The organism is Pseudomonas sp. MM213, from assembly GCF_020423045.1.
Taxonomy (GTDB): domain Bacteria; phylum Pseudomonadota; class Gammaproteobacteria; order Pseudomonadales; family Pseudomonadaceae; genus Aquipseudomonas; species Aquipseudomonas migulae.
In genome coordinates this window covers 4061605-4085509 of the sequence record NZ_CP081943.1, presented here as the reverse complement: position 1 = coordinate 4085509, position 23905 = coordinate 4061605, and the positions used below count along the sequence as shown (strand labels likewise).

The following is a 23905-nucleotide window of genomic DNA, read 5'->3' as shown; positions in this document are numbered from 1 at the left end:
CTTACCCCTGTGAATGCCACTTATAACCCCTACTCGTGACGCGGCTTATATAGACAGGCTGCGACGTCGTTTTCAGGAGTTATTGAACGCGTATTCAATTTTAGGCATGGCAATTGCTCTGTCATTACAAAGCCCGTCTCCCACGCGAGAACGATGGCAATAACAAGAGCCTCCGCCTGAGGCCATCACCTGCTTTGTGTGAGGAGATACCGCGATGACGACGTTCAACTCCGGGGCTCAACCCCAGAACCGTGCGCCTCAATCCATCGGCTTTCTGCTGCTGGACAATTTCACGCTTATTTCTCTGGCCTCCGCCGTAGAACCCCTGCGCATGGCCAACCAATTGTCCGGTCGCGAGCTGTATCGCTGGACCACGCTCACCGTCGATGGTGGTCAGGTCTGGGCCAGTGACGGTCTGCAGATCACCCCCGACGCCTCCATGCACAAAGCACCTTCCATGGACACCATCATTGTCTGCGGCGGTATCGGTATTCAGCGCACGGTAACTCGCGAACACGTCTCATGGCTGCAAAGCCAGGCGCGTCAATCCAAGCGTCTGGGTGCGGTTTGCACCGGCAGCTGGGCCCTGGCGTGCGCCGGCCTGCTGGACGGTTTCGATTGCAGCGTGCACTGGGAATGTCTGGCCTCGATGCAGGAAGCTTTCCCGCGTGTGGCGATGAGTACCCGCCTGTTCACCCTCGACCGTAACCGTTTCACCAGCTCCGGCGGCACCGCGCCGCTGGACATGATGCTGCACCTGATCAGCCGCGATCACGGGCGTGAACTGTCCGCCGCGATTTCGGAGATGTTCGTCTACGAGCGCATCCGCAACGAACAGGATCACCAGCGCGTGCCGCTCAAGCACATGCTCGGCACCAACCAGCCGAAGTTGCAGGAAATCGTCGCGCTGATGGAAGCCAACCTCGAAGAGCCGATCGACCTCGACGAACTGGCGGTGTACGTCGCCGTGTCACGTCGGCAACTCGAGCGGTTGTTCCAGAAATACCTGCACTGCTCGCCGTCGCGTTACTACCTGAAACTGCGCCTGATCCGTGCCCGGCAGTTGCTCAAGCAAACGCCGATGTCGATCATCGAAGTGGCGTCGGTGTGCGGTTTCGTATCCACGCCGCACTTCTCCAAGTGCTACCGCGAATACTTCGGCATTCCGCCGCGTGACGAACGCGTAGGCTCCAACACCACGCAACAGGTGGCGATGATGCCGCTGCCGCAAGCGTTGGTGCTGTCGCCGTTGTCCGGGCCATTGTCGGCTTTGAGTCAGGCGCGTAACGAGTCGACCTTCGCCAGCGTAAGGCTCTGATCAGAGCTGACGCCTGAAAAACACGACGCGCTCGGTTTCCTCGAAACCGAGCGCCTTGTGCGTCTCCTGGCTCGGCAGGTTGTCGACGTCAGTGTCCGAGGCCATTTCCACGCATCCGCGTTCCCGTCCCCATTGCGCCACGTGTTCGATCAATCGTGCGGCCACTCCATGGCGGCGCTGCTGCGGCACCACGTAGATACCTTCCAGGAACACCACCGGCGAGCTGTCGGTGCCATTGACGTAGTCGTGGCGCAATGAGGCTTCGGCCAGGCCGACGGGCTGTTCACCCGCGTCGTAGGCGACAAAGTTGATATAGCGTTGCGGCTGGCGCAGCTGTTCGGCGATTTCGTCCCGATGCTCCTGTTCCGAAGCATCAGGCCAGAGTGCCTGGCGCAAAGGCAGCCAGCCCGCTTGTTCGCCGGACTGGCAGTGTTGGATTCGGAACATCGGCGATCGCTTGTGGTGGTCAGGAAGCCACCACTCTAGCAAACCGCCGAAGTGTCAGGCGCGGTGGCTTTGTTGGTATTCAGCCAATGCCGGCAGCAGCTGCTTGTCGATAGCCTGACGCACTGCCGGCAGGATGGTCGCGCTGCTGGTGTACATCTGCTTGACCATGGTGCGCAGCACGGTCGCCCGTTCGTTGTTCAATCCTCTCACCGCGCACTCGCAAGCCTGCTCGGCGGTGGAGCCGTTCGGTACTTGAAAGCCCAACGATTTCAGCTGGCCCAACAGGTCTTCCTGGTCAATCAAATCGGCGTGCATCATGACGCAATCCTTCTTCAGGGAACGGTGTCGTGGTTCGATTCTCGTAGGGGCCGTTGGCGTCGGCAAGGACGATTTGTCGCAATGGCCGCAATACCTATGAACAGGTCGTTTTCGGCTAACTCGCGAGAGGGGAGAGTGGGCACACTGGATTCAGCTGGCTTCACGAAGGTTTGGTCACCCTCGCGCAACGGCTCCTCAACAGTACCCACCTCTGCCCCGATCCTGTCACGGCTTGATCGGGGTTTTTTTTGCCTGTGAGTCAGGGATATATGGGGTGTCTGTGCTGACGCCTTCGCGGGCAAGCCTCGCTCCTACAGAAGCCACGCTAACTCTGTAGGAGCGAGGCTTGCCCGCGAAAAACGATGACGCGGTCTAGCGTTGTAGCACGAGGATCCGCGACAACAACTCATCCCGATCGACATAGCACCCCTGGAAATGCCGGGCACCACTGGCGGGATCAAACGCATTGCGCGCATGCAGCGTGCGGCGGTTGTCGAAGCACCACAGCTCCCCGGGGTTGAGCCGTTGCATCAGCCTGAACCGCCCCTCGCGAGTCATCGCAATAAACCGTCGATAAGCGCGGTACAACCTGGGCATCTCTTCCTCCGACGCATCGAACGGCCCGCGCAAAAAGTTTGCCATACGAATTTCAGACACCTGCCCCAGCGCATCCAGAGCGATGACCGGCGCGAGGCAGCGATAGTCGCTGTGACGGTCCTTGTTGCGAAACTCCACGGGGATTTCGCACAGGGCCTTGAACGATTCGGGATCTTCCTCGCGCAGCGCTTGGGCGATGGCAAAACCGTCGACGAAAATACTCTCGCCACCGTCGGCGTCATTGACCAGGCAATGCAGAAATTGCAGCCCCGGTTGCAACTCGCGCGTCGGCAAGTCGCTGTGCAGCGGCAGGTTGAAAGCGGTGTAGGCGTTGCTGTCGGCATCGGCCTTGGATTGCACGTTGAACAACACGCCGAAATTGCTCTCGCGGATGAAGGAAATCCGCTGGGCGATCAGCTTCAACGAGCCGGGTTCGGTGGGCACGCCGCGCACTTGCGTCAGGCCGATATCGCGCACCGCCAACAGCCATTGCAACAAGGCGTCGTTGTCGTCCATCAGCGCTTGATAATCGAACACCGGCAGCGACAAGTCGCTTTTCCATAGACGAGATTTTGGCTTTGCGGCGCGGCGTTCGGCACGGGATTCATCGTCATAGGCGTGGGCCCGCAACCAGCCTGGATCGAAGCGGCTGAGGTGACCGTCCTGCCACTGGATGCAGAGGCAGCCTTCAGGGTCGACGCTTGTCTCTGCGGGCATCAGGTCTTGCGCAACGTCGACGATTTCCAGCACTTGCTCACGGGTCACCGTGTAGACGCACTGCGGGCAAGGGCAGTTGTCACGCAACCACTGGTGATGGAAGGGGCTGACACGGTCATCGGCCCATTTCACGAGAACGCGATCCGCCAGGGCCTGCACGCCACTGAGCGCGCTGATCAACGGATAAGTACGAAAGTCAGCAAAAGCGGCGGCGGTGTTCATGGCGATCTCCTTGTTATTTTTTTGGGGTAAAGCGATCACTCGGCCAATGTAGTCAGGGGTGGGCAGGTCGGTTTGTTGCGCAACGATGGCTTGCAGCTTGCCCAGCGTGTCTTCGCTGAACGGCGCGGAGCGGGGGCCGGCAAGGTCGACGTGCAGCAACATCTGCTCGTTGCCCGCCAGCTCTTTGTCGTCACCGACCAGGTGCAGGCTGTGATAGAGGTGCAGGCGTTTACTGTCGTGAGCGATGATCTGGGTGTGCACTTCTACGTCGGCGTCGAGCTTCACTTCATGCAGGTAATTGAGGTGCAGTTCGAGGGTGAACAGCGAATTGCCGCTGGCTTCGCGGTTGTTGCTGTCCATGCCCAGCCGGTCCATCAGCGCGTCGGTGGCGTAGCTGAAAATCAGCAGGTAAAACGCGTCGCGCAGGTGGCCGTTGTAGTCGACCCAGTCGGGGATGATTTTGGTTTGGTAAGTGGTCAGTGCGGGCATGTCGTCATATCCGAAAATGGGTGAAACCTGTAGGAGCGAGGCTTGCCCGCGAAGGCGGTATTCCTGCCACAAGAGATCCGTCGGATGTACCGGCCTCTTCGCGGGCAAGCCTCGCTCCTACAAGTGGCGGCGGGGCTTAGTCGGCGAACGCCATCCCATGCTTCTCTTTGGTGGTCTTCACCGCCTCCAGCACCGCCAGCAGGCAGTCATCACGATAGCGCTCCAGCGCCGAAATGCTGTGTTTGCCCAACTGATCGCTGGTGCCATCCACCACATCATCAATCAGCTTGTCGGTCAGCTCCGGTGCCGGCAGATACGTCCAAGGCAGCTGCAACGCCGGACCGAACTGTGCCATGAAATGGCGCATGCCCGCGTCGCCGCCCGCCAGGGTGTAGGTCAAAAACGTGCCCATGAATGACCAGCGCAGACCCGCACCAAAGCGAATTGCATCGTCGATTTCACCGGTGGTCGCCACACCGTCGTTGACCAAGTGCAGGGCCTCACGCCACAGCGCTTCGAGCAAACGGTCGGCGATGAATCCCGGCACTTCCTTGCGCACGTGCAGCGGGCGCATGCCCAAGGATTCGTAGACTTTCATGGCCGCTTGTACGGCTTCCGGCGCAGTGTTCTTGCCGCCGACCACTTCCACCAATGGCAGCAGGTAAACCGGGTTGAACGGGTGACCGACGACGCAGCGTTCCGGGTGGGTCGAGCTCTCGTAGAACTCGCTTGGCAACAGGCCCGAGGTGCTGGAGCCGATCAGAGCATTTGGTTTGGCTGCGGCGCTGATTTTGCTGTGCAGTTCCAGCTTCAGCTCCAGGCGTTCAGGGGCACTTTCCTGAATGAAATCGGCGTCGCGAACACACTCTTCGATGGTCGCGACAAAGCGCAGCCGATCCTGCGACGCGCCGGGTGCCAGGCCTTGTTTCTCCAGTGCGCCCCAGGCATTGGCGACGCGTTTGCGCAGCGCGGCTTCAGCGCCGGGCGCCGGGTCCCAAGCCACAACATCGAGGCCGTGGGCGAGGGCGCGGGACACCCAGCCGCTGCCGATGACACCGCTGCCCAGGGCGGCGAAGGTTTTGATATCAGTGATGAAGGTCATGGCAACTTCCTAAAAAATTCGGTGATCTTTGTAGGAGCCGGCTTGCTGGCGATGGCGGCGTTCCTGCCACAAAAGATGTGGCGGATGTACCGGCCTCATCGCCAGCAAGCCGGCTCCTACAGGGGATTTGTGTGGGGCTTAACCGCGCTTGGTCAGGCCCATTTTTGCCCGGCCCTCAGCCGGTGTCAGAACCCGGGCGCCGAGGCGGCTGAGGATTTCCGAGGCGCGTTCGACCAGTTGGCCATTGGTCGCCAACACGCCCTTGTCCAGCCAGATGTTGTCTTCCAGGCCGACCCGCACGTTGCCGCCCAGCAGCACCGCTTGCGCCGCCATCGGCATTTGCATGCGACCGATGCCGAACCCGGCCCACACGGCGTTTGCCGGCAGGTTGTCGACCATGGCTTTCATGGTGGTGGTGTCAGCCGGTGCGCCCCACGGGATGCCCAGGCACAGCTGGAACAGCGGGTCGTCGAGCAGGCCTTCCTTGATCATCTGTTTGGCGAACCACAGGTGACCGGTGTCGAAAATTTCCAGCTCGGCTTTGACGCCCAGCTCTTGAATGCGTTTGGCGCCTGCACGCAGCTGCGCCGGGGTGGAGACGTAAATGGTGTCGCCGTCGCCGAAGTTCAGGGTGCCGCAATCGAGGGTGCAGATTTCCGGCAGCAGTTCTTCGACGTGGGCCAGACGGGTCAGCGGGCCGACCAGATCGGTGTTCGGGCCGAACTCCATCGGGTTCTCGCCAGCGCCGATTTCCAGGTCGCCGCCCATGCCGGCGGTGAGGTTGACGATGATGTCGACGTCAGCTTCGCGGATGCGCTCCATGACTTCGCGGTACAGCGCCACGTCACGGCTGAATTTGCCGGTTTGCGGGTTGCGAACATGGCAGTGGACCACGGTGGCGCCGGCCTTGGCGGCTTCCACGGCGGCAGCAGCGATTTGTTTCGGGGTGACCGGCACGTGTGGGCTTTTGCTGGTCGTGTCGCCAGCACCGGTAAGTGCGCAGGTGATGATGACGTCGTGGTTCATGAGGTGGTTCCTTGCAGGCGTGGTGGTCCCGTTCGCAGCCCGGTCGGGCTGCGAATCGGTGGTTCGGTTCGGGTCTGTTTGCTGAAGAGCTACTTGCTGGTCAGTTGCAGGTTTTCAGCTGCTGGTTTGCCATCGAAGGTGGTTACACCTTCCAGCCAGCGCTGCTTGTCTTGCGGGTGATCTTTCAGCCATTGCTTGGCCGATTCGAAGGCGTCCTTGTGATCCAGCAGCGGCTGCATCATCCGGCTCTCGTCTTCGGCGGTGTAGGTCAGGTTGCTCAGTAAGCGGCCGATGTTCGGGCATTGCTCGGCGTAGGTCGGCGAAGTGACGGTCCAGACAGTTGCCATGCCTTCGTTCGGGCCCAGGGCGTCGTCGCTGCCGGTGAGGTAAGTCATCTTCACGTTGACGTTCATCGGGTGCGGCGCCCAGCCGAAGAACACGATGGCTTCGTTGCGTTTGGTCGCCCGGGTCACCGCCGACAGCATTCCGGCTTCGCTGGACTCGACCAGCTGGAATTTGCCGAGACCGAACTGGTTCTTGGTGATCATCTCTTTGATCTGCGTGTTGGCGCCCGAGCCTGGCTCGATGCCGTAGATCTTGCCGCCCAGCTCTTTCTCGAATTTGGCGATGTCGGCGAAGGTTTTCAGGCCCTTGTCGGCGAGGTAAGTCGGAACCGCGAGGGTGGCGCGGGCGTCTTTCAGGCTGGGCGCCTCAAGCACTTTGACCTGCTTGCCATCGACGAACGGCGTGATGGTTTGAGTCATCAGCGGGTTCCAGTAGCCCAGGAACAGGTCCAGGCGCTGGTCGCGGATCCCGGCGAAAATGATTTGCTGGGAGGCGCTGGTTTGTTTGGTGTTGTAGCCGAGGCCGTCGAGCAGGACCTGGGTCATGGCGCTGGTGGCGATTACATCGGTCCAGTTCACGACGCCCATGCGCACGTTCTGGCACGATGCAGGTTCGGCGGCCATGACGCTGGCGCTCAGGAAAGCGGTACCGCTGAGTGCAAGAACACAGCTGCTGATCAGTCGTTTCATCTCAGGTTTCCTCGGCAGTTCGTTATTGTGGGTCCGGTCGTCTTTGTGCGCCGGTGATGCCAAGTTACGCAGCTAAAGCCCGGTGAAAACGCACTGCGGCGACCAGCTCTTGCACTGCAGCGACCTATCCACTTGAATGCCGCTCGCAAGTGGCGTATCAACAGCACACGCTACCCGCGAATCGAGTGCGCTCCATGTCCCAGGATTTCTACTTCATGTTGATGCCGGGTTTCTCGGCCATCGGTTTCATCTCGGCCATCGAGCCGCTGCGGGTCGCCAATCGCTTTCGCGGCGAGCTGTATCGCTGGCACGTGCTGAGCGCGGATGGCGGGGCGGTGCTGGCCAGTAACGGCATGTCGGTCAACGCTGACGCGGCGTTGGAACCGCTGAAGAAAGGCGCGACGTTGTTGGTGGTTGCCGGTTTTGAACCCCTGAAATTCGCCACTCCGGCGCTGGAGCACTGGCTGCGCCGACTGGACAACGAAGGCGTGACACTCGGTGCTATCGACACCGGCAGCTTCGTCCTCGCCGAGGCCGGCTTACTTGATGGGCACCGCCTGACCCTGCACTGGGAAGCCATCGACGCCTTCAAGGAATCTTATCCACAGCTCAGCGTCACTCAGGAGCTGTTCGAAATTGACCGCCGGCGCATCACCTCCGCCGGTGGCACAGCGTCCATTGACCTGATGCTCGACCTCATCGCCCAGGCCCACGGCCCGGAACTGGCGATCCAGGTCAGCGAACAATTCGTACTCGGCCGCATCCGCCCGCGCAAAGACCACCAGCGCATGGAAGTCGCCACGCGCTATGGCATCAGCAACAAGAAGCTCGTTCACGTGATCGGCGAGATGGAACAACACAGCGAACCGCCGCTGACCACGCTGGAGCTGGCAGAATCGATCAAGGTGACGCGGCGGCAGCTGGAGCGGTTGTTCAGGCTGCATTTGAACGACACACCGAGCAATTTCTACCTGCGGTTAAGGCTGGAGAAGGCGCGGCAGTTGCTGCGGCAGACCGATATGAGTGTGCTGGAAGTGAGCATTGCGTGCGGGTTTGAATCGCCGTCGTACTTCACCCGCAGTTATCGGGCGAAGTTTGAGCGGTGTCCGCGGGAAGACCGCCGACAAACCCAAAAGGCCTGACACTATCAACGGAAAAAACCGAATCCTGTAGGAGTGAGGCTTGCCCGCGAAGAGGCCGCCTCAATCGAAATCACCGTCGTTTGACACTCCGCCTTCGCGGGCAAGCCTCGCTCCTACAGGTCGTGTCGCGTTTACTTTTTCATCAGTGCCGAACAGGCGGCTTTGTAAGCCTCATGCTGATACTTGTTCAGCGTCGCCGGCAGTTCGAAATCAAACTTCTTGTTCTGCGCATTGATCGTCTGTGGCGACAGCAACGTCACCTCGCAACTCTCCAGCAACTGAAAAACGCCCTCGATCTTGAACGTGGTCGGCCCGCCGGCGAATTCGCCTTTCTTGCTGCGCTTCTTGATCGCGATCCGGTCGATTGAATTCTCACGGACAAACGATGCGACCTGAGCGGCAAAGACTTTGACGTTGGCGGCTTCGTCGTCATCGTCGAGGGCGATTTTCTTGGTGTTCAGCGCGACGTGGCTCAGTACCTGATCGTCGAGGGAGGCCACGGCGATGATCGCTTCGCTGCCTTTGATTTCGATGCCGCAGATTTTCATTTGAATCCCTCTACCAAATTATGGTGTGCAGCTTACCGCTCGCGTTGGCAGGGTGTAGAAACAATAAGCTCAGCTCTTAATCACTCCTGCCCAATCGACTCCAAAAACTCCGACCGCTCATCACTCATCCGCGCCACGCAATCGTTCTGCGCAATGGTGAATGCCTTGCTGCCGCTGGTCGCCGGAAACGCTTCAACTGTGCAATCCGCATCCCGGGTTTTCAGCCATTGCTGCTGGGCGGTTTTGAGTTTGGCGTTGATGTCGGCCAGTTGTGTCGGATTTTTGCCGTAGAGCGTTTGCATGCGCTCGGTCAGGCTCTGGTAGTTGTCTTTGAGCAGGTCTTCGGCGGTGGTTCGGCTGTAGACAGAGCATTCCAGGGTCTGGACTTCGTTTTCGACCGCATCGCAGGGGTTGATGTCGGACTCTTCAGCCGCCTGTACGCCGGTCGCTATCAGTGCCATTGCCAGTAAGATCGATTTCATTGCGCCTCAGCCCCTTTTTTGGCCCAAATTCCGTAATGCGGCGAATTCTGGCCCATGCGCAAGTCCTTGAACAGGTGGCCCGCGACGTTCAACGACGACCCTTTGTCGCAGATTGACGCTTTCGGCAAACCCCCTGTCGTTTTTGCACCCGGCTGCACCGGTACTCAGGCATATGCTGGCCCCAAAGCGCCGGCACACGATTCGGCGCATGAATCGCTAATAGGGGACAGCCTGATGAGCCCAGCCGAATTGCACGCCGACAGCATCGTTATCGACGGGCTGATTATTGCCAAGTGGAACCGCGAGCTGTTTGAAGACATGCGCAAGGGCGGTCTGACTGCGGCCAACTGCACCGTGTCGGTGTGGGAGGGCTTTCAGGCCACCGTCAACAACATCGCCGCCAGCCAGAAGCTGATCCGCGAGAACAGCGACCTGGTGATTCCGGTTCGCACCACCGCCGACATCCGTAAAGCCAAGGAGCAGGGCAAGACCGGCATCCTGTTCGGCTTCCAGAATGCTCATGCGTTTGAAGACCAGATCGGCTATGTCGAGGTGTTCAAGCAGCTCGGCGTCGGTATCGTGCAGATGTGCTACAACACCCAGAACCTGGTCGGCACCGGTTGCTACGAGCGTGATGGCGGCCTGTCGGGCTTCGGTCGCGAAATCGTTGCCGAGATGAACCGCGTCGGGGTCATGTGCGACCTGTCCCACGTCGGTTCCAAGACTTCCGAAGAAGTCATCCTCGAATCGAAGAAACCGGTCTGCTACTCCCATTGCCTGCCGTCGGGTCTGAAAATTCACCCGCGCAACAAATCCGATGAAGAACTGAAGTTCATCGCCGACCACGGCGGTTTCGTCGGCGTGACCATGTTCGCGCCGTTCCTCGCCAAGGGCATCGATTCGACCATCGACGACTACGCCGAAGCCATCGAATACACCATGAACATCGTCGGCGAAGACGCCATCGGCATCGGCACCGACTTCACCCAGGGCCATGGCCAGGATTTCTTCGAATACCTGACCCATGACAAGGGCTACGCCCGCCGTCTGACCAGCTTCGGCAAGATCATCAACCCGCTGGGCATCCGCACCGTCGGCGAGTTCCCGAACCTGACCGAAACCCTGCTCAAGCGCGGCCATTCCGAGCGCGTGGTCCGCAAGATCATGGGCGAGAACTGGGTCAACGTCTTGAAAGATGTCTGGGGCGAATAAGCCGCCGCACCTCTGAATTCTTTCCCCCGGCCATCCGTGCCGGGGGCAACACCAAAATTTTTCTGGAGTTAAGTTTCCATGGCCAAGATCGCCCCGCAATTGCCTATCGAAGTCGACAGCGAAACCGGTGTCTGGACCTCCGACGCCCTGCCGATGCTGTACGTGCCGCGTCATTTCTTCGTCAACAACCACATGGGCATCGAGGAAGTGCTGGGCGCCGACGCCTACGCCGAAATTCTCTACAAGGCCGGCTACAAGTCCGCCTGGCACTGGTGTGAAAAAGAAGCTGAATGCCACGGCCTGGAAGGCGTCGCGGTGTTCGAGCACTACATGAAGCGCCTGTCGCAACGCGGCTGGGGCCTGTTCAAGATCCAGGACATCGACCTCGACAAAGGCACCGCCAGCGTCAAGCTTGAACACTCCGCTTTCGTCTACGTGTACGGCAAGGTCGGGCGCAAGGTTGACTACATGTTCACTGGCTGGTTTGCCGGTGCCATGGACCAGATTCTGCAAGCCCGCGGCAGCAAGATTCGCACCGTTGCCGAACAAGTCTACGGTGGCTCCGAAGAAGGCCACGACGACGGTTTGTTCACCGTCAAGCCGTTGTAAGTCGAGGAACCCGCCATGGCTTTCGAAGCAATGTTCCAGCCGATCCAGATCGGCAAACTGACCATCCGTAACCGCGTGCTCAGCACCGCGCATGCCGAGGTCTACGCGACCGACGGCGGCATGACCACCGATCGGTACGTCAAGTATTACGAAGAGAAAGCCAAGGGCGGGATCGGCCTGGCGATTTGCGGCGGTTCGTCCGTGGTGGCTATCGACAGCCCGCAGGAGTGGTGGAGTTCGGTGAACCTGTCCACCGACCGCATTATTCCGCACTTCCAGAATCTGGCCGACGCCATGCACAAGCACGGCGCCAAGATCATGATTCAGATTACCCACATGGGCCGGCGCTCGCGCTGGGACGGTTTCAACTGGCCGACGCTGATGTCGCCGTCCGGTATCCGTGAACCGGTGCACCGCGCCACCTGCAAAACCATCGAGCCGGAAGAGATCTGGCGGGTGATCGGCAACTACGCCCAAGCGGCCCGTCGTGCCAAGGCCGGTGGCCTGGACGGCGTTGAACTGTCGGCCGTGCACCAGCACATGATCGACCAGTTCTGGAGCCCGCGAGTCAACAAACGTACCGACGAATGGGGCGGCAGCTTCGAAGGCCGCATGAAATTCGGTCTGGAAGTGTTGAAAGCCGTGCGCGCCGAGGTTGGTGATGATTTCTGCGTGGGCATGCGTATCTGTGGTGACGAATTCCACCCGGACGGCCTGTCCCACGAGGACATGAAGCAGATTGCCAAGTATTACGACGACACCGGCATGCTCGATTTCCTCGGCGTCGTGGGTTCGGGTTGCGACACCCACAACACCCTGGCCAACGTGATTCCGAACATGAGTTATCCGCCAGAGCCGTTCCTGCACCTGGCGGCCGGCATCAAGGAAGTGGTCAAGGTTCCGGTGCTGCACGCACAGAACATCAAGGACCCGAACCAGGCGACCCGTATTCTGGAGGGCGGTTACGTCGACATGGTCGGCATGACCCGCGCACACATCGCTGACCCGCACCTGATCGCCAAGATCAAGATGGGCCAGATCGACCAGATCAAACAATGCGTCGGCGCGAACTACTGCATCGACCGTCAGTATCAAGGCCTGGATGTGTTGTGCATCCAGAACGCGGCGACCTCCCGTGAATACATGGGCCTGCCGCACATCATCGAAAAAACCACCGGCGTGAAACGCAAGGTAGTGGTGGTCGGTGCCGGTCCTGCCGGGATGGAAGCCGCCCGAGTGGCCGCCGAACGTGGCCACGACGTGACCCTGTTCGAGAAAAAGGAGTTCATTGGCGGGCAGATCACCACGGCGTCGAAAGCGCCGCAGCGTGACCAGATCGCTGGTATCACCCGCTGGTATCAGCTGGAACTGGCACGGTTGAAAGTCGACCTGCGCCTGGGCACTGCGGCTGATGCACCGACCATCATGGACCTGCGTCCGGATGTGGTGGTGCTGGCGGTTGGCGGCCATCCGTTCCTTGAGCAGAACGAACACTGGGGCGCGGCTGAAGGCCTGGTGGTCAGCAGCTGGGACGTGCTCGACGGCAAGGTTGCGCCGGGCAAGAACGTGCTGGTCTACGACACTATTTGCGAGTTCACCGGGATGTCGACCGCCGACTTCCTCGCCGACAAGGGCAGCCAGGTCGAGATCGTCACCGACGACATCAAGCCCGGGGTCGCGATTGGCGGTACGTCGTTCCCGACTTACTACCGCAGCATGTACCCGAAAGAAGTGATCATGACCGGGGACATGATGCTGGAGAAGGTCTACCGCGAAGGCGACAAGCTGGTGGCGGTGCTGGAAAACGAATACACCGGCGCCAAAGAGGAGCGGGTGGTCGACCAGGTGGTCGTGGAAAACGGCGTGCGCCCGGACGAAGAAATCTACTACGCGCTGAAGGACGGCTCGCGCAACAAAGGCCAGATCGACGTCGAAGCCTTGTTCGCGATCAAGCCGCAGCCATGCCTTGAGCAGAGCGGTGACGGCTACCTGCTGTTCCGCATCGGCGACTGCGTGGCCCAGCGTAACGTGCACGCGGCGATCTACGACGCGCTGCGGCTGTGCAAGGATTTCTAAGAGCTTGTGGATAACCCTGTAGGAGCGAGGCTTGCCCGCGAAGGCGTCCTGACATTCAACATTGTTGTCGGCTGACCCATCGCATTCGCGGGCAAGCCTCGCTCCTACAGGAATCGGGCAAGGCATCCAGGTAGTTTGGCCTGCAAGACCCTGCGGTCTTTGGGAGCTCCACCATGTTGAACACCCTTCTTCCAATCCTGTTGTTCGCTGCCCTGGGCCTTGCTGTCCTCGGCGCGTTGCGGCGGGTGGCCATGTGGCGCCGGGGCCGAGCCTCCAAGGTCGACCTGATCGGTGGCCTGTTCGCCATGCCCAAGCGCTACATGGTCGATTTGCACCATGTTGTCGCGCGGGACAAATACATCGCCAACACCCACGTGGCCACGGCCGGTGGTGCGGTGGCGTCCATCGTGCTGGCGATTCTGGTGCACGGTTTCGGCCTGCATAACCGCATCCTCGGTTACGCGCTGTTGTTGATGACAGTGGTGATGTTCGTCGGTGCGATCTTTGTGTACCTGCGTCGTCGCAACCCGCCGGCTCGCCTGTCCAAAGGCCCGTGGATGCGCCTGCCGAAAAGCTTGTTGGCGTTCTCGGCGAGCTTCTTCCTGTTGACTCTGCCGGTCGCCGGCATCCTTCCGGAGAATTTTGGCGGTTGGGTGGTGGCAGCGATCCTCGGCATCGGCGTGCTGTGGGGCGTTTCGGAATTGTTCTTCGGCATGACCTGGGGCGGGCCGATGAAGCACGCCTTCGCCGGTGCGCTGCACCTGGCCTGGCACCGTCGCGCCGAACGTTTTGGCGGCGGTCGTTCCACCGGTTTGAAACCGCTCGACCTGAACGATCCAAACGCACCGCTGGGCGTGGAAAAACCCAAGGATTTCACCTGGAACCAACTGCTCGGTTTCGATGCCTGCGTGCAATGCGGTAAATGTGAAGCCGCGTGCCCGGCGTTCGCCGCCGGCCAGCCGCTGAACCCGAAAAAGCTGATTCAGGACATGGTCGTCGGCCTTGCCGGCGGCACCGATGCCAAGTTCGCCGGCAGCCCCTATCCGGGCAAAGCCATCGGCGAACACGCGGGCAATCCGCATCAACCGATCGTCAACGGTCTGGTGGACGCCGAAACGCTGTGGTCCTGCACCACCTGCCGTGCCTGCGTCGAGGAATGTCCGATGATGATCGAGCACGTCGATGCCATCGTCGACATGCGTCGCCATCTGACCCTGGAAAAAGGCGCGACCCCGAACAAGGGCGCCGAAGTCCTGGAAAACCTGATTGCCACCGACAACCCCGGCGGTTTCGCACCGGGTGGCCGGATGAACTGGGCAGCGGATTTGAACCTCAATCTGCTCAGCGAGAAGAAATCCACCGACGTGCTGTTCTGGGTTGGCGACGGCGCCTTCGACATGCGCAACCAGCGCACTCTGCGTGCCTTCGTCAAAGTGCTGAAAGCGGCCAAGGTCGACTTCGCGGTACTCGGTCTCGAAGAACGCGACAGCGGTGACGTGGCCCGACGTCTGGGCGATGAAGCGACCTTCCAGTTGCTGGCCAAACGCAACATCCAGACCCTGGCCAAGTACAGCTTCAACCGCATCGTCACCTGCGATCCGCACAGCTTCCACGTGCTGAAAAACGAATACGGCGCCTTCGACGGCAACTACCTGGTGCAGCACCACAGCACCTACATGGCCGAAATCATCGACGCCGGCGCGCTCAATCTCGGCCAGCACAAAGGCAGCAGCGTGACCTATCACGACCCGTGCTACCTCGGTCGCTATAACGGCGAATACGAGGCGCCGCGAGAAGTGCTGCGCGCCCTCGGGATTGAAGTGAAAGAGATGCAACGCTCCGGTTTCCGTTCACGCTGCTGCGGCGGCGGTGGCGGCGCGCCGATCACCGACATTCCGGGCAAGCAGCGGATCCCCGACATGCGCATGGAAGACATCCGCGAAACCGGCGCCGAACTGGTGGCCGTGGGTTGTCCACAATGCACCGCGATGCTCGAAGGCGTGGTCGAACCACGGCCGTTGATCAAGGACATCGCCGAGCTGGTGGCGGACGCACTGCTTGAAGACGCAGCGCCAAGCAAACCGTCCACACCGGCCCAACGTGAACCTGCGGAGGCCCACTGATGAGCGACATTATCCGCCGCGACCCCCGCGCCGAATGGATTGCCCGTAACCGCCTGCACCCGCTGCACGCGGCCATGCAGCCGGCGCAACACAGCTGGATGGGGCCGAACGGCATCATTCGCAAGAACCCGCATGGCATCGGTTTTATCGGTCCCAACGGCATCAAGCGCATTGACCGCAGCGGCGCGCAGCAGGGCGGGGCGACCAAACGCTCGGCCGCTGTTGAAGTGCAATTGCCGCTGCATCAAGTGCCAGCACCTGCGTTTTACATCAGCGTGGTGCCGGACATGGTCGGTGGCCGCTTGAGCAGCCACGACAAGGATTTGCTCGGCCTGGCGCATCAGCTGGCCGGCAAGGACGGCGCGGTGTTGGCCGTGGTCTTCGGCGAACACAAGGAAAACGCGTTTGCCACCGCCGGCGTCGATCGCTTGCTGGTGCTCGAAGGCGACGAATTCAGTGGTTATGCACCGGAGCAACGTGTCCAGGGCCTGCGGGCTGTGGATAACCAGTTCAGCCCGCGTCACTGGCTGCTGCCGGACAGCCGCAGCGGTGGCGGCGAACTCGGTCGGCGCTTTGCCGCTGCACTGGGCGAACGCCCGGCCACGCGGGTCTGGCAGGTCAAGGATCAGGAATGCATCGGCCGCGCTGGCGCCGGGTTGCAAGACCTTGCGCGTCCGGTCGCACGCTTGATTCTGGCCGCCGCCGAATGCGCCGAGCCGGTCAGCGAAACCCGTCATGAAGCCTTGCCGGTGGAGTTATCCACAACCGTGGCGCGCAGCTTGTCGCGGATCGAGGATCTGGGCGCTGTGGCCGTGGACCCGGCAGCCATTCCGATGGCCGAAGCCGAGTTCATCTTCTCCGGCGGCAACGGCGTCAAGGACTGGGGACTTTTCCACAGGACTGCCGAAGCGCTCGGCGCCACCGAAGGCGCATCCCGTGTGGCGGTGGACGATGGCTTCATGGCCCGTGATCGTCAGGTCGGCGCGTCCGGCACGTGGGTCACTGCGCGGGTCTATGTGGCGGTGGGGATTTCCGGGGCGATCCAGCACCTGCAAGGCATCGGTGCCTGCGACAAGGTGGTGGCGATCAACCTTGACCCAGGTTGCGACATGATCAAACGGGCCGACCTGTCGGTGATCGGCGAGAGTGCCGAGATTCTTCAAGCCTTGATCGATGCGATAGCGGCTTATCGCGACGACGCCAAGCGCGATGCGGCTTAAGGGAAGGAAAGGGTTATGAGCACGAAAATCATCAGCCTGGTGTCCATCGGCGCCCACCCGACCTCCGGCCGGCCACGTCGCGCGGAGCAGGATGCGCGGGCGGTGGAACTGGGTCTGCAACTGGCTGGGGATAACTTGCAAGTGCTGCATGCCGGCGACGTCGCGGAGCCTGCACTGCGCGCCTATCTGGGCATGGGCCTGGAACAACTGCACGTGCTGGAACAACCATCCGGCGCGGATGCCTTGCCGGCGTTGACCGCCTATTTGCGTGATGCCGGAGCACAAGTCGTGCTGACTGGCAGCCAGGCAGAAACCGGCGAAGGCTCGGGCATGCTGCCGTTCCTGCTGGCGGAAAACCTCGGCTGGCCGCTGGTGGTCGGGCTGGCTCAGGTGGAGTCCATCGATGGCAGTTCGGCGCTTGTCCTTCAAGCGTTGCCCCGTGGTCAGCGCCGTCGTTTGAAGGTGCGGCTGCCGTTCCTGGCGACTGTGGATAACGCAGCGCCGAAGCCTCGTCAGAGCGCGTACGGCCCGGCCCGGCGTGGTGTGTTGCAGGCGGATGAAGTCGAAGTGATCGATGATGCGTTGCTGGCCGTATCGACGCTGCAACCGGCCAAGCCTCGGCCTAAACGCTTGAAAGTGATCAAGGCCAAAAGCGGCGCGGACCGGATGAAAGCGGCGACAGCCAAAGCCAGTGGCGGCGGCGGGCAGGTGCTCAAAGGTGTCACGGCGCAAGCGGGTGCCGAAGCGATTCTCAAATTGCTGATCGAAGAAGGCGTGGTCCGCTAACCGCGAATCTGCACAGAACTAATGTAGGAGTGAGCCTGCTCGCGATGGTGGTGTATCAGTTGACATCTATTCAGCTGATACACCGCTATCGCCGGCAAGCCGGTCTCGCTCCCACAGGGGGAAAGTTTAATGACCGTCAAATTTCGTTCGGCCCTGCGCGCGGATGCGCGGGAAATTGCCCGTCTGTTCCAGATTTCCTCGGAAGGCGCTTCGGATTACATCTGGAGCCAAATCGCCGAACCCGGCCAGGATCTGTTGGACGTCGGCGCCCTGCGTTACGCCCGTGACGACGTGGATTTCTCCTACCAGAACTGCCTCATCGCCGAGGCCGACGGCCACGTCATCGGCATGATGCACAGCTACGTGATGCGCCACGATCCACTGGCCGAGCCCACCACCGATCCGGTGCTGGTGCCGTATGCCGACATGGAAATCCCCGACACGCTGTACATATCGAGCCTCGCGCTGCATGAAGGCTGGCGCAACCAAGGCCTTGGCAAACAGTTCCTCGCCCACGCTCACGAACGCGCCCGCCAGTTGGGGCTCAAGGGCTTGAGCCTGATCGACTACGCCGTCAACACCGGCGCCCGTCGTTTCTATGAGCGGCATGGTTTCCGCATCGTCGATACCTGCCAGATCACGCCACACCCGATGATTCGGGTGACCGGCGACGCTTACCTCATGCAGTGGCCCTAGTGAGCTACATTTCTTAATGAGCGGCCCGAGGCGGCAGCAGCGCTGATTCATAAAACTCGTTTTCAGGAATGGGTTGCCGATGAGCACGGTCAGTCGGCGTGAGACATGTCTGATCTGTGGCGTGATGCTGGTTGTGATGGTTGCGGCCGCTGAAACCCGCCAGGGCGATCCGGATTTCTATCAATGGATCGACTCTGCGCAGGGGCGGCACGCCTCCCTGGCGCAAATGAAGCAACACTGCGATCAGGTGTTGGCGCCTGATAAAAACCTCAATTGTTCAGTCACCGTTCTCGCCAGAATGTTCGAGACCAAGGCTGCCAACCAGCTGCCCGACTACTACCTGGCAATCAAGCGGCGCCATGCTCAAGCCATCGCCAATGACCCTGAACTCCAACAGTTGTTCTCCATGTTCGGCGGTGAATCGATCGCGACCTTGCGTCAGGTCGCCGATTTCTCGCTGACAAGATCACCGCGACGCGAAGTGCTGCCGATTCATCCTTCCCCAGGCGATGGCCACGAGACGAATGAGGTGCTGCCGTACCTCGATGTCAAAGCCGCCAACGGTGTTTCGGCGCGGTTCATTCTGGATACGGGCGCCCCGCAAACCCGGGTCAACAGCGAAACCGCGAAGCAGATGGGCATCAAGCTGCTGACCGACTCTGATTACGGCTACAGCACTTTCTACGGCGAGCGGGACCTGGCGGCCAAACTCGGAATCCTTGAGTCCCTGAAGATCGGTGCCAGCGAGTTCAGGAACGTCCTGGTGTTTGTCAGTGACCGGGATAACTTATTGGGGCTCGACCTGATCGGTAAGCTGGGACGATTGACCATTACGAAAAAGACGCTGGAGATCAACGCTGCGGCGCCCACACGATGTGATTCGCCGGTCACCTTCGTGCGTATCGACATCAATCAACGATTGACCCTTGCTGCGCGGCTGGATCGGCGTGCGACCGTGGCGATTATCGACACCGGCAATGTGGATTACCTGACATCCGCCTCGCCCGGCACTTCACCTGTTCATGTCATTGATAAGCCGCACCACCAGATCTTCAAGGGCGAGTTGAGCTTGTCCGGGCGTACCCGTCTGATCGCCTACAAGTACTACCCGGACTTTACGATCCCGCCGTCGATGCTGCTTGGGCAGTACGTGCCGTCGATTTTGCTCGGATGGCGTGCATTCAATGATTACGAGTTGAATCTGGATATTGCTTCGGGCTTGTCCTGTTTCAACAGGGTTTGATCACGGTTACCCACAATCCCTGTTAGCGCTTCTGTGGATAACGTGTTCGCCCATCGCTACACGCCATACAAATCAAGCCCTGCAAGCCTTCGTACAAAAAACAACCAGCCTAAGTTGCGGTTTTTTCGGGCTTTTTCCAGAGGATAAGTCTGTTCGTTCGCCAATACTTGCCCCCAATCTCTGTTGGCGCTTCTGTGGATAAGATGTTCGCTGTCCGCTACAGGCCATATAAACCGGGCCTGTACGCTGCATGATTAAAAAATGATCAATTTGCCGGTTTGGAGCGGCGAACCTCGCGCAAACCCTGATTTATCGCGGCTTTCGGCGGTTTTCCACAGAGGCGGCGAAGTTGCCCCCAAAGTCTGTTGGCGCTTCTGTGGATAAGGTGTTCGCCATCCGCTACAGGCCACGTACTGCGTGGCTTTCAGGTGTCAGGTCAAAAAACAACCAATCGCTGTTCAAAACCCTGCTTCTGGATAAGTCACGGATTTTCTTCGGTTTCTGTGGAGAAAGTTAGGGGGTGTCGCACACTTGTCCCCATTAGCTGTGGGTGGAGGTGTGGATAACTTGTTTGCGGAAGGCTGAAAGCCACGTAGGGCATAGCGCTGAACGGAATAGATCATATTTCGTACAGTTCTAATGTCGCGGAGAGTCAGAAGGGGATGTGTTGCGAGGGATTGCGCCATCGCGAGCAAGCTTGCTCCTACATTTGATCTTCGGTGCGCCAAAGATCCCCTGTGGGAGCGAGCCTGCTCGCGATGCTTTTGATCTTTAACCCTGAACCGGAACCCCTTTGAGGTAAGGCGCAGGCTCAGCGCCGAGGTTGTTCAGCAGACGCTCGCTGTACCAGTCCACAAAGTTCACCACACCAAACTCATAGGTCTTGGAGTAAGGCCCTGGCTGGTAAGCCGAGGAGTTGATGCCGCGCTGGTTTTCTTCAGCCAGGCGACGGTCCTGGTCGTTGGTGGCATCCCAGACCTGGCGCATGCGCTCCACGTCGTAGTCGACGCCTTCGACGGCATCCTTGTGCACGATCCACTTGGTGGTGACCATGGTTTCCTGCGCGCTGATCGGCCACACGGTGAAGACGATGATGTGGTCGCCCATGCAGTGGTTCCACGAGTGCGGCAGGTGCAGGATGCGCATCGAGCCCAGGTCCGGGTTCTTGATGCGGCCCATGAGTTTGGCGCAACCCTGTTTGCCGTCCATGGTCATCGACACGGTGCCCTTGAGCAGCGGCATGCGCACGATGCGGTTACGCAGGCCGAAGCTGGCGTGGGCGTAAGGAATCTTCTCGGCTTCCCAGGCAGCGGCGGAAGCGGCGACGTGGTCCTTGAACGCCTGGTCGGCGCGCGGGTCGGTGACGTCGTCCCATTCCAGCAGGGTTTTCAGCAGTTCCGGGTGCGACGCGTTGCAGTGGTAGCACTCGCGGTTGTTTTCCAGCACCAGTTTCCAGTTGGCCTTTTCCATCAAGGTGGTTTGCACCGCCACCTTGGTGTTTTCCATGTCGTACGGTTCCATGTAATGGTTCAGCGTCGACAGGAAGTCATCAATGGCCGGCGGATTCTCCGACAGGCTGATGAAGATATAGCCGCCGGCGGTCTTCACGTTCACCGGTTTGAGGCCGTACTGCTTCATGTCGAAATCGGCGCCCATCTCGGTGCCGGCGAACAGCAGGCGGCCGTCCAGCTCGTAGGTCCACTGGTGGTAGTGGCAGACCAGCTTGGCGACTTTGCCTTTTTCACTGGTGCACAGCCGCGAACCGCGGTGACGGCAGACGTTGTGGAAGGCGTGTACCACGCCTTCGGCGCCGCGAATCACGATGATCGGGTTCTTGCCGACTTGCAGGGTCAGGTAGTTGCCCTTGGTCGGGATTTCGCAGGTCATGCCGGCGATCAACCACTCTTTCTGGAAGATCTCCTGCATGTCGATATCAAACAGCCGCTCGTCAGAGTAAAACGGCTGCGGCAGCGAGAAGGTGCGCTCGCGCTCTTGCAGCATCTGCGCGGTGGCCTTGCGTGCGGGTTCCAGCGGATCGCCCAGGCTGATTTTTGCGGTGACGTCCATCGTGTATATCCTCAAGGCCATCTGCGTGGCCGCGAAAGTGGCTGATCAGGGTTGCTACGCAAGGTGTAAAGGTTATGTCTTGGTATGGGGCGAGTGTGGGGCCGGCGTTGCCCGGAACCTTATCCATGGGCGACATGGCCCAATCTGTTCCCGACGCGTAACCCCCGGCAGTTGGGGGCTGGTCGCGATAAGTATGTGAATGTCGCAGATAGGTAAATGGGTGGTCTGCGCTATACGCAGAATCGTCAACATAAGGCCGACCATCGGCGGTGGAGAACAGCATGTCCAACAGCTTCCTGAATCCGGTAACCACCCAGACCTGGGCCAATGGCCGACACATCGTCCGTTGCGTCAAAGTCATCCAGGAAACCTGGGATGTGCGCACCTTCTGCTTTATGGCCGACCAGCCGATCATGTTCTTCTTCAAGCCGGGGCAATTCGTCACCCTGGAGCTGGAAATCGATGGCCAGCAGATCATGCGTTCGTACACCATTTCCAGTTCGCCCTCGGTGCCGTACAGCTTTTCGGTAACGATCAAGCGCGTGCCGGGCGGCAAGGTTTCGAACTGGCTGCACGACACCCTGCATGAAGGCTACGAACTGGCGGTGCACGGCCCGGTCGGGCTGTTTAACGCGATCGACTTCCCGAACCCGAAAGTGCTGTACCTCAGTGGCGGCGTGGGCATCACGCCGTGCATGTCCATGGCCCGCTGGTTCTTCGATACCAACGGCAATGTCGACATGGCGTTTATCCACAGCGCCCGCTCGCCGAAAGACATCATTTATCACCGCGAGCTGGAACACATGGCAGCGCGGATCGAAAATTTCAGCCTGCACCTGATCTGTGAAAAACATGGTTTTGGTGAGCCATGGGCCGGTTATCGCGGTTATCTGAACCACAAGATGCTGGAACTGATGGTCCCGGACTTCCTTGAGCGCGAAGTGTTCTGCTGCGGCCCGACGCCTTACATGAACGCGGTCAAGCGCCTGCTGGAAAACGCCGGCTTCAATATGAAGCACTACCACGAGGAATCGTTCGGCGCCACGCCGCCAGAGGCGATCGCCGATGCCGTGGAGAATGCCGAGCAGGCCGCTGACGCGCCGGAAATCGATGCGGCTGATTTGCATGAGGTGGAATTCACCGCCTCGGGCAAGAGCATCCGCGTGGCACCGGGCGAGACCGTGCATGCGGCGGCCGCCAAGGTCGGCCTGATGATTCCGAAAGCATGCGGCATGGGCATTTGCGGCACCTGCAAGGTGCTCAAGCTTGGCGGCGAAGTGGAGATGGACCACAACGGCGGGATCACCGAGGAAGACGAAGCCGAAGGGTTCATCCTGTCGTGCTGCAGCGTGCCGAAGGGCGACGTTCGCATCGAGTATTGATACACGCCGCGCAACCTGTGGGAGCGAGCCTGCTCGCGATGGCTGCGGTACATTCAACATCAATGTTGGCTGGTCTGCCGCTATCGCCGGCAAGCCGGTCTCGCTCCCACAGGTGCGGTGTTTTTCAGTCGACGAATAGGTCTGGCATCAACTTGTCGTTGGTGCCGGGCTCAAAGCGGTAATGATCGAATTCGGTCGCGCCGTGCTCCCGCAGAATTTCCTCATCAATCAGCAGCCGACCGGTGATGCTGCGACCGTTGCTGTCCAGGATAACGTGGGCGGCATCCGCCATGATTTCCGGCGTGCGCGCATGTTTGAAGGATTCACGCGAACCTAGCTGAAATTCGATGGCGGCGGTGGCGATCATCGTCTGCGGCCACAGCGAGTTGACACTGATCCCGTAATTCTTGAATTCCTCGCTCATGCCCAACGTGAGCATGCTCATGCCGTATTTGGTCACGGTGTACGGGCTGTATTGGGCGAACCACTTGGTTGCCAGGTTCAGTGGCGGTGACAGGTTGAGGATATGCCCGCTGCTTTTCTTCAGGTAAGGCAGGGCTGCCTGGCTGCACAGCAATACGGCGCGGGTGTTGATCTGGTGCATCAGGTCAAAGCGCTTGAGCTCGATGTGCTGAACCCCGGTCAGCTTGATCGCGCCGGCGTTGTTGACCAGCGCATCGATGCCGCCGAAATGCTCGTTGGCCCGGGCCAGTGCCTCACGCACCGCGACTTCATCACGCACATCCACCTGCAGCGCCAGCGCCTTGCCGCCGGCGGCTTCGACTTCCTTTGCGACACTGAAAATCGTGCCCGGCAATTTGGCGTGCGGCTCGGCACTTTTGGCTGCAATCACGATGTTGGCCCCATCGCGCGCGGCCCGCAGCGCGATCTCACGACCAATCCCGCGGCTGGCGCCGGTGATGAACAGGGTTTTGCCTTGAAGGGACATGCGTGCGCTCCTGATTATTGTTATCTGAGCGCTTCAATGTAGACCAACATGCGTGGTGCATCTTGCTGGCGAGGGTGGTGTGTCAGGTGCACCGCGTTGC

The 23905-nt window shown here is 60.2% G+C and carries 21 protein-coding genes and 1 pseudogene; 11 read left to right on the top strand and 11 right to left on the bottom strand.

Translation table 11 applies throughout. From position 1 onward, the window contains the following. Positions 1–214 precede the first annotated feature (214 nt). Positions 215–1318, top strand: coding sequence for a GlxA family transcriptional regulator (locus K5R88_RS18625; protein ID WP_008033265.1), 1104 nt, complete (start codon positions 215–217; stop codon positions 1316–1318). Here the strand turns inward: K5R88_RS18625 and aac(6') are convergent, their stop codons facing one another. The 7 genes and pseudogenes from aac(6') to K5R88_RS18590 all read right to left on the bottom strand — a co-directional run bounded on the left by aac(6') (position 1319) and on the right by K5R88_RS18590 (position 7270). After that, the gene (gene aac(6') / locus K5R88_RS18620; protein WP_192227583.1) at positions 1319–1765 is read right to left on the bottom strand and encodes an aminoglycoside 6'-N-acetyltransferase; all 447 of its coding nucleotides are present in this window, start codon (positions 1763–1765) and stop codon (positions 1319–1321) included. Positions 1766–1819: 54 nt separating this feature from the next. Further along, on the bottom strand, positions 1820–2083 hold the full coding sequence (locus K5R88_RS18615; protein ID WP_008033263.1) for a hypothetical protein: 264 nt from the start codon (positions 2081–2083) through the stop codon (positions 1820–1822). 372 nt (positions 2084–2455) lie between these two features. Next, complete coding sequence (locus K5R88_RS18610; RefSeq protein WP_223452607.1) at positions 2456–3619, bottom strand: gamma-butyrobetaine dioxygenase; 1164 nt, start codon at positions 3617–3619, stop codon at positions 2456–2458. Positions 3620–3637: 18 nt separating this feature from the next. Further along, a pseudogene (locus K5R88_RS18605) lies at positions 3638–4108 on the bottom strand (thioesterase family protein); the annotation flags it as partial. Between the two features lie 136 nt (positions 4109–4244). Continuing rightward, a complete protein-coding gene (locus K5R88_RS18600; RefSeq protein ID WP_226298174.1) occupies positions 4245–5210 on the bottom strand; it encodes an L-carnitine dehydrogenase in 966 nt (321 codons plus the stop codon). Positions 5211–5348: 138 nt separating this feature from the next. Beyond that, a complete protein-coding gene (locus K5R88_RS18595; RefSeq protein WP_008033258.1) occupies positions 5349–6236 on the bottom strand; it encodes a 3-keto-5-aminohexanoate cleavage protein in 888 nt (295 codons plus the stop codon). An 89-nt stretch (positions 6237–6325) separates the two neighbouring features. Beyond that, a complete protein-coding gene (locus K5R88_RS18590; RefSeq protein WP_207284843.1) occupies positions 6326–7270 on the bottom strand; it encodes a choline ABC transporter substrate-binding protein in 945 nt (314 codons plus the stop codon). A gap of 194 nt (positions 7271–7464) precedes the next feature. Here K5R88_RS18590 and K5R88_RS18585 point away from each other — a divergent pair, with 194 nt between their 5' ends. Beyond that, positions 7465–8412: a GlxA family transcriptional regulator gene (locus tag K5R88_RS18585; RefSeq protein WP_008033255.1), complete on the top strand. Its 948-nt coding sequence runs from the start codon at positions 7465–7467 to the stop codon at positions 8410–8412. Between the two features lie 131 nt (positions 8413–8543). Here the strand turns inward: K5R88_RS18585 and K5R88_RS18580 are convergent, their stop codons facing one another. Together K5R88_RS18580 and K5R88_RS18575 are read right to left on the bottom strand one after the other, a co-directional pair. Continuing rightward, entirely contained in the window at positions 8544–8960 is a 417-nt protein-coding gene (locus K5R88_RS18580) for a DUF3010 family protein (RefSeq protein ID WP_226298173.1), read from the bottom strand. Between the two features lie 80 nt (positions 8961–9040). Then, positions 9041–9442 (bottom strand): lysozyme inhibitor LprI family protein, encoded by a 402-nt coding sequence (locus K5R88_RS18575; RefSeq protein ID WP_008044811.1) that lies wholly within the window; start codon positions 9440–9442, stop codon positions 9041–9043. Positions 9443–9676: 234 nt separating this feature from the next. Between K5R88_RS18575 and K5R88_RS18570 the strand changes: the two genes are divergently transcribed. The 8 genes from K5R88_RS18570 to K5R88_RS18535 all read left to right on the top strand — a co-directional run bounded on the left by K5R88_RS18570 (position 9677) and on the right by K5R88_RS18535 (position 19407). Continuing rightward, a complete protein-coding gene (locus K5R88_RS18570; RefSeq protein ID WP_008033250.1) occupies positions 9677–10654 on the top strand; it encodes a dipeptidase in 978 nt (325 codons plus the stop codon). A 78-nt stretch (positions 10655–10732) separates the two neighbouring features. Then, positions 10733–11263 (top strand): DUF5943 domain-containing protein, encoded by a 531-nt coding sequence (locus tag K5R88_RS18565; RefSeq protein WP_008033249.1) that lies wholly within the window; start codon positions 10733–10735, stop codon positions 11261–11263. A 15-nt stretch (positions 11264–11278) separates the two neighbouring features. After that, a complete protein-coding gene (gene dgcA / locus K5R88_RS18560; protein ID WP_008033247.1) occupies positions 11279–13339 on the top strand; it encodes a dimethylglycine demethylation protein DgcA in 2061 nt (686 codons plus the stop codon). Positions 13340–13512: 173 nt separating this feature from the next. Further along, the gene (gene dgcB, locus K5R88_RS18555; protein ID WP_008033245.1) at positions 13513–15462 is read left to right on the top strand and encodes a dimethylglycine demethylation protein DgcB; all 1950 of its coding nucleotides are present in this window, start codon (positions 13513–13515) and stop codon (positions 15460–15462) included. Next, positions 15462–16682 (top strand): electron transfer flavoprotein subunit alpha, encoded by a 1221-nt coding sequence (etfA, locus tag K5R88_RS18550; RefSeq protein ID WP_008044814.1) that lies wholly within the window; start codon positions 15462–15464, stop codon positions 16680–16682. The genes dgcB and etfA overlap by 1 nt, the downstream gene beginning before the upstream one ends. Before the next feature lie 15 nt (positions 16683–16697). Then, positions 16698–17468, top strand: a complete 771-nt coding sequence (etfB, locus tag K5R88_RS18545) for an electron transfer flavoprotein subunit beta (RefSeq protein WP_192416772.1) — start codon at positions 16698–16700, stop codon at positions 17466–17468. Positions 17469–17597: 129 nt separating this feature from the next. After that, positions 17598–18164, top strand: coding sequence for a GNAT family N-acetyltransferase (locus K5R88_RS18540; protein WP_226298172.1), 567 nt, complete (start codon positions 17598–17600; stop codon positions 18162–18164). A gap of 79 nt (positions 18165–18243) precedes the next feature. Then, the gene (locus K5R88_RS18535; protein ID WP_226298171.1) at positions 18244–19407 is read left to right on the top strand and encodes a retropepsin-like aspartic protease; all 1164 of its coding nucleotides are present in this window, start codon (positions 18244–18246) and stop codon (positions 19405–19407) included. 771 nt (positions 19408–20178) lie between these two features. On the opposite strand, the gene gbcA is transcribed toward K5R88_RS18535, so the two are convergent. Further along, positions 20179–21474, bottom strand: coding sequence for a glycine-betaine demethylase subunit GbcA (gbcA, locus tag K5R88_RS18530; RefSeq protein WP_008044830.1), 1296 nt, complete (start codon positions 21472–21474; stop codon positions 20179–20181). Positions 21475–21755: 281 nt separating this feature from the next. Here gbcA and gbcB point away from each other — a divergent pair, with 281 nt between their 5' ends. Beyond that, entirely contained in the window at positions 21756–22856 is a 1101-nt protein-coding gene (gene gbcB / locus K5R88_RS18525) for a glycine-betaine demethylase subunit GbcB (RefSeq protein WP_192227594.1), read from the top strand. Between the two features lie 124 nt (positions 22857–22980). Here gbcB and K5R88_RS18520 read toward each other — a convergent pair whose 3' ends face one another. Next, positions 22981–23805 carry an SDR family oxidoreductase gene (locus K5R88_RS18520; protein ID WP_226298170.1) on the bottom strand — a complete coding sequence of 275 codons (825 nt, stop codon included), beginning with the start codon at positions 23803–23805 and terminating at the stop codon, positions 22981–22983. Positions 23806–23905 lie beyond the last annotated feature (100 nt).

Excerpts from the sequence above, each read along its gene's own strand:
- K5R88_RS18625 (WP_008033265.1), top strand. The coding sequence starts at position 215 with ATGACGACGTTCAACTCCGGGGCTCAACCCCAGAACCGTGCGCCTCAA.
- K5R88_RS18615 (WP_008033263.1), bottom strand. The coding sequence starts at position 2,083 with ATGATGCACGCCGATTTGATTGACCAGGAAGACCTGTTGGGCCAGCTG.
- K5R88_RS18610 (WP_223452607.1), bottom strand. The coding sequence starts at position 3,619 with ATGAACACCGCCGCCGCTTTTGCTGACTTTCGTACTTATCCGTTGATC.
- K5R88_RS18600 (WP_226298174.1), bottom strand. The coding sequence starts at position 5,210 with ATGACCTTCATCACTGATATCAAAACCTTCGCCGCCCTGGGCAGCGGT.
- K5R88_RS18595 (WP_008033258.1), bottom strand. The coding sequence starts at position 6,236 with ATGAACCACGACGTCATCATCACCTGCGCACTTACCGGTGCTGGCGAC.
- K5R88_RS18590 (WP_207284843.1), bottom strand. The coding sequence starts at position 7,270 with ATGAAACGACTGATCAGCAGCTGTGTTCTTGCACTCAGCGGTACCGCT.
- K5R88_RS18585 (WP_008033255.1), top strand. The coding sequence starts at position 7,465 with ATGTCCCAGGATTTCTACTTCATGTTGATGCCGGGTTTCTCGGCCATC.
- K5R88_RS18580 (WP_226298173.1), bottom strand. The coding sequence starts at position 8,960 with ATGAAAATCTGCGGCATCGAAATCAAAGGCAGCGAAGCGATCATCGCC.
- K5R88_RS18575 (WP_008044811.1), bottom strand. The coding sequence starts at position 9,442 with ATGAAATCGATCTTACTGGCAATGGCACTGATAGCGACCGGCGTACAG.
- K5R88_RS18570 (WP_008033250.1), top strand. The coding sequence starts at position 9,677 with ATGAGCCCAGCCGAATTGCACGCCGACAGCATCGTTATCGACGGGCTG.
- K5R88_RS18565 (WP_008033249.1), top strand. The coding sequence starts at position 10,733 with ATGGCCAAGATCGCCCCGCAATTGCCTATCGAAGTCGACAGCGAAACC.
- dgcA (WP_008033247.1), top strand. The coding sequence starts at position 11,279 with ATGGCTTTCGAAGCAATGTTCCAGCCGATCCAGATCGGCAAACTGACC.
- dgcB (WP_008033245.1), top strand. The coding sequence starts at position 13,513 with ATGTTGAACACCCTTCTTCCAATCCTGTTGTTCGCTGCCCTGGGCCTT.
- etfA (WP_008044814.1), top strand. The coding sequence starts at position 15,462 with ATGAGCGACATTATCCGCCGCGACCCCCGCGCCGAATGGATTGCCCGT.
- etfB (WP_192416772.1), top strand. The coding sequence starts at position 16,698 with ATGAGCACGAAAATCATCAGCCTGGTGTCCATCGGCGCCCACCCGACC.
- K5R88_RS18540 (WP_226298172.1), top strand. The coding sequence starts at position 17,598 with ATGACCGTCAAATTTCGTTCGGCCCTGCGCGCGGATGCGCGGGAAATT.
- K5R88_RS18535 (WP_226298171.1), top strand. The coding sequence starts at position 18,244 with ATGAGCACGGTCAGTCGGCGTGAGACATGTCTGATCTGTGGCGTGATG.
- gbcA (WP_008044830.1), bottom strand. The coding sequence starts at position 21,474 with ATGGACGTCACCGCAAAAATCAGCCTGGGCGATCCGCTGGAACCCGCA.
- gbcB (WP_192227594.1), top strand. The coding sequence starts at position 21,756 with ATGTCCAACAGCTTCCTGAATCCGGTAACCACCCAGACCTGGGCCAAT.
- K5R88_RS18520 (WP_226298170.1), bottom strand. The coding sequence starts at position 23,805 with ATGTCCCTTCAAGGCAAAACCCTGTTCATCACCGGCGCCAGCCGCGGG.